Genomic DNA, 13,893 nt, shown 5'->3' on the forward strand with positions numbered 1-13,893 from the left:
AAACTGGATTTTACCCAGTTTTATTCTATACATATCTTTTTAAGCTTTAAATCATTTTCAAGTTGATTATAATCTACATCTGATGGTGCTCCTGTTAATAAATCTTGACCTTTATTAGTCTTAGGAAAAGGTATTACTTCCTTTATAGAATTTTCTTTTAACATTGCCATTAACCATCTATCAAGTCCAAAAGCAAGTCCACCATGTGGTGGTACTCCATAACTTAATGTTTCTAAGAAAAATCCAAACTTATCTAATTGTTCTTCTTTAGAAAGTCCTAATTCATCAAATACCTTAGATTGTAAACTAGAATCATGTATTCTAATAGATCCTCCCCCAATTTCATATCCATTTAATACTAAATCATATGATTCTGATAATATTTTATCATATTCTTTAGTATCTAAATATTTAATATGATCTTTTTTAATTGAAGTAAAAGGATGATGTGCTGCTTGATATCTTCCTTCCTCTTCTGAATATTCAAACATAGGGAAATCTAATACCCAAACAAATTTAAATTTATCTTTATCTATTAATCCTAACTCTTCTCCAAGTTTTAGTCTTAAAGCCCCAAGTCCGTCTAATACTACCTTATTTTTATCTGCAAGTATAAAAGCTATTTCATTATTCTTTAAATCCAATTTTTTAATTAACGCATTAAGTGTTTCTTCATCAAAGAATTTAGTTATAGGTGAATTTATACTACCATCTTCAAGTTTTTTTATATATGCAAGACCCTTTGCCTTATAATATACTTTAACAAAATCTTCTAAATCTTTAATTTTTTTTCTTGAAAAATCTCTATCTTCACTTACTATAGCTCTTACACTACCACCATTTGATATAGCGGTGTCAAATACTGAAAATCCCTTATTATTTACAATGTCTGATATATCTTGTATCTTCATATCAAATCTTAAATCTGGTTTATCTGAACCATAATTATTCATTGCATAATCATAGCTAATTCTTTCAAATGGCTTATCTTCAACTTCACCAGTAACATCTGTAAACACTTTTTTAGCTAATCTTTCAACTAAATTTAATATATCTTCTTGATGTATAAATGACATTTCTAAATCAAGTTGTGTAAATTCAGGCTGTCTATCTGACCTTAAATCTTCATCTCTAAAACATTTAGCAATCTGGTAATACTTATCTATTCCAGCAACCATTAATGTTTGTTTGAATAATTGTGGAGATTGAGGAAGTGCATAAAAATCTCCTTTTTGTATTCTACTTGGAACTATGAAATCTCTTGCCCCCTCTGGTGTTGCCTTACCAAGTATTGGAGTATCTACATCTAAAAATCCTTCATTATTCATAAACTCTCTAATAGAAAATAGCATCTTATTTCTTTTTTTAATGTTTTCTAAAACTTTTCTTCTTCTAATATCTAAATATCTATATGTTAATCTTAAATTCTCATTTACATTATTTTCATTTATTTCAAAAGGTAATTGTTTAGATGAAGATAATATTATTATCTCATCTGCCAATACTTCTATTTCTCCTGTTTCAATATTCATATTTTTTGAGCTTCTTTCAAGTACTTTACCTTTAACCTGTATTACAAACTCATTTTTTAGTTTTTTCACTAATTCTTGTAAATTGGTAGGAGATTTATCATTAATTAATATTTGTGTAATCCCATATCTATCTCTTAAGTCTATAAAAGTAAAATGTCCTAAATCTCTTATTTTATCAACCCAACCAGATAAAATTACATTTTCATTAATATTTTCTATTCTTAACTCATTTAACTTATGACTTCTATACATGCTTTATCCTTTCTACTATTTCATCTATAGTTATTTCTTCCTGATTTCCTGTTCTGAAATCCTTGAAAGTTATTTTCCCAGAATTTAATTCATTTTCTCCTAATATTAATACATGATTTGCACCAACTTTATTAGCCTTTTTCATTTGTGCTGAAAAACTTTTAACACTATATTCAAATTCTATATTAATATCATTTTCTCTAAACTTTTTAATAACATCAAATAAATATTTTTTAGTTTCTTCAAAATATGCTATAAATACTTTATCATTTTCTTTTAATAACAATGATTCATCCATTATCATCGATAATCTTTCAATACCTGCTGCAAAACCTACTGCTGGAACTTTAACTTCAGCTAAAATTTCTGTTAATTTATCATATCTTCCACCACCAAGAACAGTAGATTGTGAACCAAGTTTATTTGATTTAATTTCAAATACTGTATCAGAATAATAATCAAGACCTCTAACAAGTGCTGGATTTACAATGTATTTAATATTAAATTTATCTAGATTATCTTTTAATTCCTCAAAAAACGCTTTACTTTCTTCATCAAAGAAATCATGTAATTTAGGAGCATTTATTAAAACCTTCTGATCTCCTTCATCTTTTGAATCAAATACTCTTAATGGATTCTTTTCTGCCCTTATTTTTGAATCATCACTTAATTTATCTATATTATTCAACAGATATTTTTTTAGCTCTTTTATATATACAATTCTTGAATCTACAGAACCAAGTGAATTTAACTCAACCACTAAATCATTAATACCCAAATTATTTAAAAATTCACATGCCATAATTATTAATTCAGCATCTAAAAAGGGACTTCTTATACCAAATGATTCAACACCAAATTGATGAAATTCTCTATACCTACCCTTTTGTGGTGCCTCATATCTATACATAGGACCATAATAATACCATTTTACATTAGGATTACTTTTATGAAATCCAGCATTTAAATACGCTCTTACTACTCCTGCTGTACCCTCAGGACGCATAGTTACACTTCTATCTCCCTTATCCATAAAAGTATACATTTCTTTTGAAACAACATCCGTTTCATCTCCAACAGCTCTTTTAAAAAGTTCTGTTTCTTCAAGTATTGGAGTAATAATATTCATATATCCATATTTATCAAAAATTTTTTTAGCTGTATTTACAATAAAATTGTACTTTTGGGCATCTTGTGAAAATATATCTTTCATTCCCCTTAAAGTTTCAAATTTCATAAAATCTCCTTTATTTCACTATATATTAACTCGTGTATATCTTCAATAGTCAACATCTTATTATCAACTACACAATTTATTATTCTCCAACCTTTTTCTTTTGCTATATTTAAAGCATTATAGTATGATTTTTTTAAATATTCTCTATCACTTTCATGTATATCTTTTTTACTATCTCCAGTAAATTTATTATTCCTATTTTCCATAAGATTAAATGTATATTCTATAGGAACATTTAAAAATATAGTTATATTAGGTTTTGGTATGCAAAATTTATTAAATTCTAAATCTTCTAACCATTTCAAATATTCTTCCTTTTCTTTAATATCATCTATTTTTGAACCATGATGTATCATATTAGATCCTGTATACCTATCACTAATTATTATACTCCCTGATAAATAGTCTTTCTCCCAATCCATCTTATATGATGCATATCTATCTATGCCAAAAAATGTTGAGGCAGTGTATGCATTAACATCTGTAGGTTTAGAACCAAATTCTCCTGATAAATACATTTTTACTAAGGCAGAAGCATTAGATTCATAGTTAGGAAATGATATTTTTTTTACCTTAATTCCATTATCAACTAATCTATTATATAGTTTCTGTGTTTGTGTTTGCTTACCACTTCCATCAGTTCCTTCAATTATTATTAATTTTCCCATATCTATCTCCTAGTATTTTTCTAACATAACCTTGAGACTATGCCAAGCAAGTGTTGAACATTTTATCCTAGCAGGCATATCCTTAGTTATTTCTAAAAGTTTAGCCTCTCCTAATATGTCCTTTTCAGTATCACTTACATTCTCACCTTTCATAACCTTAAAGAATACATCTAGTATTTCCTTAGCCTTACTAACATATTCATATTTAATCAATTCAACGAGCATAGCAGCAGAGGCTGTAGAAATGGCACAACCACTACCTAAAAAAGAAGCATTTACTATCCTTTCTTTTTCAACTTTTAAAACTATAGAAAAATCATCACCACAAGATGGATTATGACCTCTTTCAACATCAGTTGCATTCTCTATTTCACCTTTTAAGTCATCTCTTTTATTATATTCCATTATTGTTAATTGATACAATTTTTCTAAGCTCATACCTGCTCCTCAAATCTTTTATTTTATTTTAACACATTTATGTTATTTTTTCTACAAAAGAGTTGATTTTTTCTAAATTATATACAATTATTTTTAAATAATAAAAAAACTCAGATTACTCTGAGTTCTATATATTAATTTTACTTTAGTTTAAATTGTATAAATACAGGATCATGGTCACTAAATGCTCCTTGTGATCTAGTAAATTCTGGATTTACTCTTATTACATCAACATTTACTTCCCCTTTATATTTTTTGTTTATAAATATGTTATCAAGTACTTGAGACATACCCTCATAAACGTATGAATATCTCTTATTTGGTGCAAGTTCTCCCATAACATCTATAAGTTCATTTCCTCTAATATTAGCAGATGTTACTGAGAAATCATAATCATTAATATCTCCCATTACAACTACAGTAGCTTCTTTATCCTTAGATAATATTTCTTTTACAAACGCATTTATATACTTAGCTTGTTTATGTCTATTACCCTCTGATCTTCTTATAGGTGGTTGTTGTGGTCCATATATAGGGTCATCTCCTCTTTTTGAACTTAAATGAACACCTATAACATATATATGTTTTCCATCCATTTCAAATAGAGCAACTAAAGGTTTTCTTGTTGCAATAAAGGCATCACTATCAAGTCCTATTCTTCCTGGATTGTATGTTAATTTTGCTTTTCCATTTTCTAATAATACTTTAGTGTTTTCATAAGAATTTCCTTGATTTCTTTCAACTAATTTAAGTTTATCTTTTCTGTATAATATAGCGTTACGTATATTCATAGAAGGCATCCCCCCGTCTTTTCCATATTCTGGATCAACCGCTAAATATCCATAATCTACATCAGTTTCATATTTTATAGCTTCTATCATTGCCTGTCCATTTTTTTCTGAACTTACTACATTACTCGTAGTTGGACCATCATCATCTCCAACCTCTATAAGCGTAATTATATCTGGAGTCTTTAATTTATCCTTAACTTGTTTTGCAAATAATGGTGTTCTTTCAGGATTTACAACATGAGCATAGTTTTCAACGTTATATGATGAAATATTAATCATATCATCTCTATATTCAAATTCTAAAACTTCTGGTTTTGCACCTATATCATCAATAGGAGGTAATTCCTCTATAGGCAATATTTTAATAGAATTGTAGTTATCATTAGTTAATATTCCAACTATATCTCCCTTAAATTTATCACCAGGATTTGGCGTAAATTCTCTTATGAAATGTTTATTCTTCCAATAAGCACTTCTAGTTGCACTAACATTTAAAACATGATTTTTTTCATTACCATATTTATCATACAATACTCCACCATTTTCTGTAAGTACTGCCTTATCTCTTGAAAGTTTAGGTATTACATAAATATCTCCATATTCTTCCTTATGCCCTGTTATATATGGATCTTTAATTCTTACAACCATACCTTCTAAAGATTCATAAAAATCCATAGCAGAAGCAGTTCTATCAATGTTTAAAACATCATCATCTGCAACATTAGTTGGTATTTCATTACCATATATTTCAGTTATCATGGGTTTTAAATTAACATCTAAAACTTCTAAATCATTTGCATATATTATAGTAACTGTTAATTTAGTTTTGTCAAATCTAGCAAATTGCTTTTCTCCAACCTTCCCTGAAACAGAAACTAAATCTCCCACAGAAATTTTATCCACCCCTTTATATTCCACATAAATTCCCTCAGAAGTATTAGGATCTTGATCTGGTTTTTCACTTTGTATGTACATACCCTTATTGTATCTATCATTTACTTTATATGTTACTATACCCTCTACATTACTTACCCTTCTATTTAAAAGTGGCGACTGTAATCCTCTACCTTGTATTTCAGAAATACTTTCTGCATATACAAAACTCATTATTGCAACAAATGATAATAATATTTTTTTCATTTTATCTCTCCTACCAATTATATGAAATATTTAATCCAAATCCACCTATGTATTTATGTTCAGCTGCAGAATTTCCATTTGAATAAACATAAGTAAATGATGTTTCTGGTTTAATACTTAACCTATTTTCAACCAATTTAATTTCTGAACCTAAACTAACCTTAGCCTTAATTTCTCTATCTTTTTGTGGTTCATCTTCTATTTCAAACTTCTTAGCATCATTATATTCATACTTAACAGTTCCATTATTGCCACTACTGCTCTTTTTACCATTAGTACTTTCATCTTCTTTAATTCTATATTTATAGAACTTAAATTGATTAAATCCTAAATTATCTACATAGTCTGTAAAGTGTTTCATATGATCAAATGATATCTTATTTTCCCTATAATCTAAATCAATACCTGTAAGTAATGTAATATTTTCTTTAACATCATATCTAAACTCATTTTTATTTATCAACCCATATTTATTAGATTTATTATCATAAAATTCATCTCTTGAATATGCAAACTGTATATCTGTTCCAAAGTACACCCTACCCCTTTTATATGACATTTTAAATCCAGGATTTACGAATAGTAGTAAGTTGTTTGTTTCAGTAATTGTTACGCCACTACCAGCTTTTGGTTTAGATGTTTTGGGTTTTGCTGCTTTGGCTGCAACTTTAGTAGCAGGCACAACTTCTGATGAAACCTTTTTCTTACCACTAGTATTTTTTTCTTCTTTAGCAACCATTTCATACTCTGAAGCAAAGTTTAAATTAGCCTCTACTTTAAATCCTCTATTTAAATATGTAAGCTTATTTTCACTTAAAGAAAATATTGAATTAGTTATATCATTTTTAGAAAATCCAAACATTCTATAACTTACATCACTCTTACTATCATAAATTAGACGTCCATTTCTTCCACTAGACTTATATCCTAATCTTAAAGTTGCATCACTATTGTCAAAAAAAGAAGAGACAAACGTTCTGTAACTACCATCTGCTGTTAATTTTAGGTTATCAGAAACATTGTACTCTAATATACTTTTTAAATCATAAGTATAATTTACAAATTTAGTTTTTCCTATAGAAATACTATTGGAAGTAGAAAATTCTCCAAACACTCTATACTTATCTGTGTTATAGTCTGCATTACCTGTAACTCTAACTGTATGCTTATTTTCTGTTACTAATTCATCACTATTAGAAGAATCTTTAGATGAGCTTTTTTTAGTACTTTTAGATGTCGTTCTACCTTTATCTATATACACCGAATGTTTTAATTCATAATCTAATTTCCCAACTGTTGTAAGGTTTTTAATTCCTGTGTATTTAAAGTAGTTTTTTTGTTCAAATTCTAAAAATCTTTCTCCTTTTTCTGTTGCTTTAATCCCAGATTTTAAATCAAGCTTAGCTTGGTTGTAGAAAAAAGTATCTTGTAAAATCCTCGAACTAGAAAATTTAAAATCTAAATTAATTGCTCCACCATTTTTAGCTATATTTATTTTATCATCAGTTTTACTATTTTTATGTAATATCTTTGATTTATCTTTTTCTTCACCATCTACATCATATATAAGTTTAGTGTTGAAAAATCCTAGGTTATATATAGTATTAGTTTCAAGGTAAGCATAAAGTCTATTTGTTTCTTTTTTAAAATTATTACTTATATAGCTTCCAGAAAGATATATATCAGTTCTTTTAATACGAGTATTCCCATAAATACCTAATATAATGTTTTTATCAGTTTCACTTTCATACCCTATTCTATTTAAAGCATCAGTTTTTTGAAAAAAATTAAAATCATCTCTATACTTATTCTTAATAGATAAGTGTTTTGTTAGTTCATCCTTAAAGCTCTCATCTTTTTTATAATCTAACATAACAAGATTTTTATATGCTCCATAAAACCCTATATCTGTCTTATCTCCTAATTTTTTCTGATAACTAAATCCTATAAAACGCTTAATCTTTGAGTTATTTTCTAAAATTTTTTCTCTGCTTGCCTCAAGATGAGTGAAACCATATAAATTTTTATTTGAATCTAAATAAATTCCTAGTTTTGCCTTTTCATCTATACTAGTATCTATCCCTTTTCCAAACTTAACAGACCCACCTGTTTCAAAATTTCCTGTTGTACCCGAAAAGGACGCAATCGAAGTAATTGCTAACAAACCAAAAGCCATTTTATTCATAATCTATCTCCTTCCAAACCATATAATTAATTTATACCCTAAAAAAATATAAATTGTCAATACATTCATTGTATTTTTACAAATTTAGTTTGTTGTAAATGTAGTTTTCTTGATTTTGGCAAATTAAAAAGCTCAACAAATTGTTAAGCTTCATATTACTCTCCATATCCTGTATTTTTTTTATTAAATATTATCTCTATAGGAGAACCTTCAAATCCAAAATATTCCCTTAAATTATTTTCTATATACCTTTTGTATGAAAAATGTATTAAATCTGGATTATTAGAGAAAAACACAAATCTTGGTGGTGCTACACCAATTTGAGTCCCATAATTTATTTTAACAGCTCTACCCTTTCTAGTAGGAACAGGATTTTTAGCTATCATTTCTTCTAATATCTGATTTAAAAGACCAGTAGATATCTTCTTATTATATTCTTCATTAATCATTTTAACTTGATCTATAATATTTATAGTTCTTTTTCCAGTAAGAGCTGAAATTGTCACTACAGGTGCATAATCTAAAAAAGGCATATCTGCTCTAACAAGATCAACAAATTCCTTAACTGTCTTATTATTCTTCTCTATTAAATCCCATTTATTAATTGCAATAATTAATGGTTTTTTCTCCTCAAATATTAATCCTGCAATTCTTTTATCTTGTTCTGTTAATAATTCTGTTGCATCCAACATAAGGACACAAACATTAGCCCTTTGTATAGCTTTAACAGCTCTTAAAACTGAATAATATTCTATATCATCTTCAACCTTAGACTTTCTTCTTATACCAGCTGTATCTATTATAGTATATCTTTCTCCGTTATAGTTAAAGCTTGAATCTATAGAATCTCTCGTAGTTCCAGCAATATCACTAACTATAGATCTTTCCTTATTAAGTATTTTATTAACAAAAGATGATTTACCTGCATTAGGTCTTCCAAGAACTGCTATAGCTAATCCTGTTTCTTCCTCTTTATTAACCACAGGAAATTTTTCTACAGCTAAATCTAATAAATCCCCTAAATTAACTTTATGTTCAGCTGATATTGGTACTACATCTTCAAATCCTAATCCATAAAATTCATACATAGCATCCTTATCTTTAACATAATTATCTATCTTATTAACTGCAACTATTACTTTTTTGTCTTCTTTTCTAAGTATTTTGGCTATATCCTCATCTATTGATGTAATCCCAGCCTTACCATCAACTAGAAATATTATAGAGTCTGCTTCATCTATAGCAACTCTTGCCTGATCTTTAATCTTATTCATCATAAAATCATTACTACGTGGTTCAAGTCCTCCAGTATCAACTAATAGAAATTTCTTACCAGACCATTCAGTTTCTCTATATAGTCTATCTCTTGTAACACCAATTTCATCTTTAACTATAGATAATCTATCACCAATTAATTTATTAAAAAGTGTAGATTTACCAACATTAGGTCTTCCAACTATTGCTACTATCAAATTTACTCTCCTTTCACGTTTCTATTAAAATTATTCCTTGTATTTCCTTAATTTTATCTAATTCTTCTTCGGAAACATTTAATTTCATAATTATTCTTTCATTATACATCTTATCTAATATTTCAATTCCATTTTTCTCAAGTTTTGTTTCAACCTCTGTTGATTTTGAATAATCAAAGTCAATTAAAATATTTTTTTTAGATATATATTCTACTATACCTGCATCATTTATTGCAAGTTTTGCAGTTTTTGCATAATTTCTTATTAATCCCCCTGCTCCTAGTTTAATTCCACCAAAATATCTAGTTACCACTATAACCAAATTAGAAACACCTAATCTAAGTATTATCTCTGCCATTGGTTTACCAGCAGTATTAACAGGTTCTCCATTATCATTAAATTTAAAATATTCTTGATTATTTTCAACTACCCTATATACATAAACATTATGAGTTGCATAAAAATTTTTCTCACTTATTCTATGTATATATTCCTCCGCTTCTTTTACAGTTGTTACAGGTTTAATATATCCTATAAATTTTGATTTCTTTTCTATAAACTCTATAACAGTTTCTTTGGCTACTGTATTCATTGTACAAGCCTTAATAAATCAAACATTATTGCAGAAAATACTCTAGTATTTAATATTATATATATCATTAGTATTAGGAATATAAAGCTATATTTATTCATATTAAATAATATCATTCTCAAATCATCATCAGCATATGAATATACTATATCAAACATATCAAATCCTGGTAATGGTAAGATATTAAATAACAATATAGATGAAGCTACTATATATGTAGACCTAAGTAAAGTAATTAAATTAAAAAATAGATATTCAAAGTTACCTATAAATGAAAATATTATAATCCTATATTTAAATAATATACCTGTTACTAAAACTACTAAAAATGTTGAAAATATAGAAGCAAATCCAACTTTTAACATACCTTTTCTATAATCTTTAAATAATCTATACTTTATATCAAGATTTCTACCTTGACCAAATATTATAGGGGATCTAAATAATATTAAAGCACTTAGTATTAACATATCCATAACACCTATGTGATTTATAGGGTTAAATCCCATTTTACCCTCAAACATCATAGTAACATCACCTGATTTAAATGCCGCCCTAGCTTTAAAAGATTTTCTAATTGTATTTACTATTATAAATGCCACTAAATATTCTATTCTATAATCTATCTTAATGTATATACAAGCCATTAAATATATAGCTAAAATAATTAAAAATATTTTTAGATTTAATTTTTCTCTTTTCCCCATCATTATTTCATAGACTCCTTTATTAATAAATCTAAAGTTTCAGAATAAGAATAACCCATATATAAGGTTGATTTAGGAAGTAGAGAATTTTTAGTCATTCCAGGAAGAGTATTTACTTCTAAGAAATATGCCTTATTACCCACTAAAATATAGTCTATTCTAGCAAACCCTTTACATTTTACTGCCTTATATGCCCTAATAGTAAAATCATTTATTTCATTTTGTAAATTTTCTTCAAAAAAATATACATATTCTTTTGCTCCACCATTTTCATATTTTGATGTATAATCAAAGAAAGTATCTTTTAATGGTTCTATTAATATAGTAGGGAAAACTTTTCCAGCTATAATAGGAACTGAAATTTCTATCCCTACTTTCATTTCTTCTATTAATACTTCTTCTTCTCCTAGTTCAAATATTTTACCTATACCATATTCTAACTCTTCATCATTAGTTGCAAAATATATTCCTATACTAGAACCTCCACGATTAGGTTTAAGTATTACCTTTTCTCCTAAATTTAATTCAGAAAATTTAACTACTTCTCCCTTTTTAATACATTTTCCATTTATTACTCTTACACCAGAATTTTTAACTAATATCTTTGTTATATCCTTATCCATACATATAGCACTTGAAAGTATTCCACTACCAGAATATTTTATTCCAGCTGTTTCAAGTATAGCCTGAACATCTCCACTTTCACCAAATTCTCCATGTAAAGCTATATATGCAAAATCAAGATTTAAATCTACAATTTTAAATATATCTTCTTTTTTTAATATTTCTATTTCTACTACTTCATATTTTTCTTTATCTAAATTAGCAATTATTTCTTTACCTGTATTTCTAGATACATCTATTTCAGTAGAAATACCCCCATAAATTACACCTATCCTCATTATTTTATCACCTTTTTCATAGCATCAACCACTGGTTTAAACACTTTTTCATTTTCTTCATTTAATTTCATTAATATTTCATGCATTTCCAATATATATTTACTTTTTTCATTCATATCTGAAAAATCACTTCCAGATATATTCATATCTATATTTAAATCTTCTTTAGTTATTAAATCAACAAATTTAATAATACCTGTTTGTTTCAAAAATGTGTATGATTCTTCACTAGGATTTAGTATAACTAAATTTTTCCCTTTACTCATTTTAACATCTATAGAGTATTTAGCCACTAAACCTAAAAAGGTAGAATCCATGTATGTAGTCTCAGACATATCAAAAGAAATACCTTGGGCTTCATTTATTTTATCATCTACAAAGTCTGAGAATATCTTTGAATTTTTCATAGTTGCCCTACCACAAATCTTAAATATATACTCATCATTTAATTTTGCATATAGAAAATTATCCATAGTATCTACCCCTTTTAAATTTCTTCAAATCTATATTTTTTACCACAAAAACTACATTCTATTTCTATAAATCCATCCTCTTTTAATAATTCTTCCTTGCTTTCATCAGAAATTGAAATATCTAAAGCTCTTTTCATGTATTCCCTGCTACAATCACATTCATATTTAATATCACTTACATTTAATATTTCAATATCCTCTATCATAGGTAACTTATCATATGGCAAACCTTTATATATTCTCTCATTAGCAAAAATTTCTTCATCATTTTCAAATATTAAATGAGCTATTCTTTCTAAACTAAAATTATTTTTCAGCATATCTGTAATATTTAATAATCTTTCAAGCTTACCAGCAAGCCATGACATTACATTCTCATCACCACCAGGAAGTAATTGTATCATTAAACCTGAAGCTTTTTCTACATTTAAATTTTCATCATATTTAGTAGAACAGATTAATATAGTTTTTGTCTGTTCTGACATTTCATAATATTCATTAAGTGATAATTCTAATAAATTATCCTTAACTAAAAACACTGAAGAATACGGGGTTTTAAGTCCATAGTCAACCATTATTTGTAATTTAGCTCCACTAAGATCATAAAGCATTTTAACTTCTTCTTGATTGTTAGTATTTATTGCATTTAATAACTTAACATGTTTTTCTTTATCTATATCTACCTTAACTGCAACATTTGAATTTATAGTAGATTTAACTATGAAATTTTTTAATGCTCCTTCACTTCTTAGTGATAAAGACATCTTAGTATTATTTGATTTAATACTTTGAGCAAGTATTGCACCCATAGTTGTAAGTTTTGATATATCCTTTGAGTAAAGAACATCAAGAGAGGTTTTATTTATTACTTCTTTTACTAACTCAGTGCTATCTATTATTACAAATTTTGTACTTTTACTTATTCCTCTTAATAACATTTATTCTCCTTGTTGTGTATTTAAATTTATACCATTTAAAGTAGTAAAATACCTCCCTAATATATCATCTATATTTTCTTTTCTTAAAAGTATTTTTCTATTTCCTGTATCATTAACCATTAAAAATTGACTAATTATTATAAGCTTTGGTATATTTTTTGAAGTCATTAATTCTACAAACTCATCTTTAATTTTAACATCGCTCTCACCAAGAAAAGTCTTTTTAAAAATTTGTTTATATGCTAATTCAAATGTCTTTCTAACATCTATATTAGATATTTTAACATTTACAACTTCACTCCCATCTTCTCTTTTTGTCTTATTTTGTACTTCATATTTAAGATTTTCAAATAATGCATTAAAAAAGATTATTTGAGATTCATTTTTAAAGCTAAGATTTAAACTATCTATCAATTCAGGATTAGATACATATTTTTTAGTTCCTTCAATATTAAACTCCTTAAAATCCTTCATAAATTGTCCAACAACTTTCTCACTTTTTGAAGTACATGATACGATTAACAAAAATAACCATAAAAATACTAAAAACCTTTTCATTTCATCCT

13 protein-coding genes are annotated in these 13,893 nt (G+C 26.9%); all 13 read right to left on the reverse strand.

The annotated features are described in order from the left end of the window. Positions 1-20 precede the first annotated feature (20 nt). A complete protein-coding gene (gene aspS, locus BUE91_RS06365) occupies positions 21-1,784 on the reverse strand; it encodes an aspartate--tRNA ligase (RefSeq protein WP_073508320.1) in 1,764 nt (587 codons plus the stop codon). After that, positions 1,777-3,021, reverse strand: a complete 1,245-nt coding sequence (gene hisS / locus BUE91_RS06370; protein ID WP_073508321.1) for a histidine--tRNA ligase — start codon at positions 3,019-3,021, stop codon at positions 1,777-1,779. Before hisS ends, aspS begins: the two co-directional genes overlap by 8 nt. Then, positions 3,018-3,689: a dTMP kinase gene (locus BUE91_RS06375; RefSeq protein ID WP_073508322.1), complete on the reverse strand. Its 672-nt coding sequence runs from the start codon at positions 3,687-3,689 to the stop codon at positions 3,018-3,020. The genes hisS and BUE91_RS06375 overlap by 4 nt, the downstream gene beginning before the upstream one ends. 9 nt (positions 3,690-3,698) lie before the next feature. Further along, positions 3,699-4,127, reverse strand: coding sequence for a Fe-S cluster assembly sulfur transfer protein SufU (gene sufU / locus BUE91_RS06380; protein WP_073508323.1), 429 nt, complete (start codon positions 4,125-4,127; stop codon positions 3,699-3,701). 140 nt (positions 4,128-4,267) lie between these two features. Further along, positions 4,268-6,058: an endonuclease/exonuclease/phosphatase family protein gene (locus BUE91_RS06385; RefSeq protein WP_073508324.1), complete on the reverse strand. Its 1,791-nt coding sequence runs from the start codon at positions 6,056-6,058 to the stop codon at positions 4,268-4,270. Positions 6,059-6,068: 10 nt separating this feature from the next. After that, complete coding sequence (locus BUE91_RS06390; RefSeq protein WP_073508325.1) at positions 6,069-8,243, reverse strand: hypothetical protein; 2,175 nt, start codon at positions 8,241-8,243, stop codon at positions 6,069-6,071. A gap of 155 nt (positions 8,244-8,398) precedes the next feature. Further along, entirely contained in the window at positions 8,399-9,715 is a 1,317-nt protein-coding gene (der, locus tag BUE91_RS06395) for a ribosome biogenesis GTPase Der (protein WP_066900274.1), read from the reverse strand. Positions 9,716-9,728: 13 nt separating this feature from the next. Continuing rightward, on the reverse strand, positions 9,729-10,307 hold the full coding sequence (locus tag BUE91_RS06400; RefSeq protein ID WP_073508326.1) for an IMPACT family protein: 579 nt from the start codon (positions 10,305-10,307) through the stop codon (positions 9,729-9,731). Further along, positions 10,304-11,017, reverse strand: coding sequence for a zinc metalloprotease (locus BUE91_RS06405; RefSeq protein WP_073508327.1), 714 nt, complete (start codon positions 11,015-11,017; stop codon positions 10,304-10,306). The genes BUE91_RS06400 and BUE91_RS06405 overlap by 4 nt, the downstream gene beginning before the upstream one ends. Continuing rightward, positions 11,017-11,916, reverse strand: a complete 900-nt coding sequence (locus BUE91_RS06410) for a D-alanine--D-alanine ligase (protein WP_066900268.1) — start codon at positions 11,914-11,916, stop codon at positions 11,017-11,019. The genes BUE91_RS06405 and BUE91_RS06410 overlap by 1 nt, the downstream gene beginning before the upstream one ends. Beyond that, positions 11,916-12,389 carry an STAS domain-containing protein gene (locus tag BUE91_RS06415; RefSeq protein ID WP_066900266.1) on the reverse strand — a complete coding sequence of 158 codons (474 nt, stop codon included), beginning with the start codon at positions 12,387-12,389 and terminating at the stop codon, positions 11,916-11,918. The genes BUE91_RS06410 and BUE91_RS06415 overlap by 1 nt, the downstream gene beginning before the upstream one ends. 14 nt (positions 12,390-12,403) lie before the next feature. Next, entirely contained in the window at positions 12,404-13,327 is a 924-nt protein-coding gene (locus BUE91_RS06420) for an Hsp33 family molecular chaperone HslO (protein ID WP_073508328.1), read from the reverse strand. After that, positions 13,328-13,885 carry a hypothetical protein gene (locus BUE91_RS06425; RefSeq protein ID WP_073508329.1) on the reverse strand — a complete coding sequence of 186 codons (558 nt, stop codon included), beginning with the start codon at positions 13,883-13,885 and terminating at the stop codon, positions 13,328-13,330. Between the last annotated feature and the right edge of the window lie 8 nt (positions 13,886-13,893).

This window comes from Streptobacillus notomytis, from assembly GCF_001902585.1.
GTDB classification, from domain to species: domain Bacteria; phylum Fusobacteriota; class Fusobacteriia; order Fusobacteriales; family Leptotrichiaceae; genus Streptobacillus; species Streptobacillus notomytis.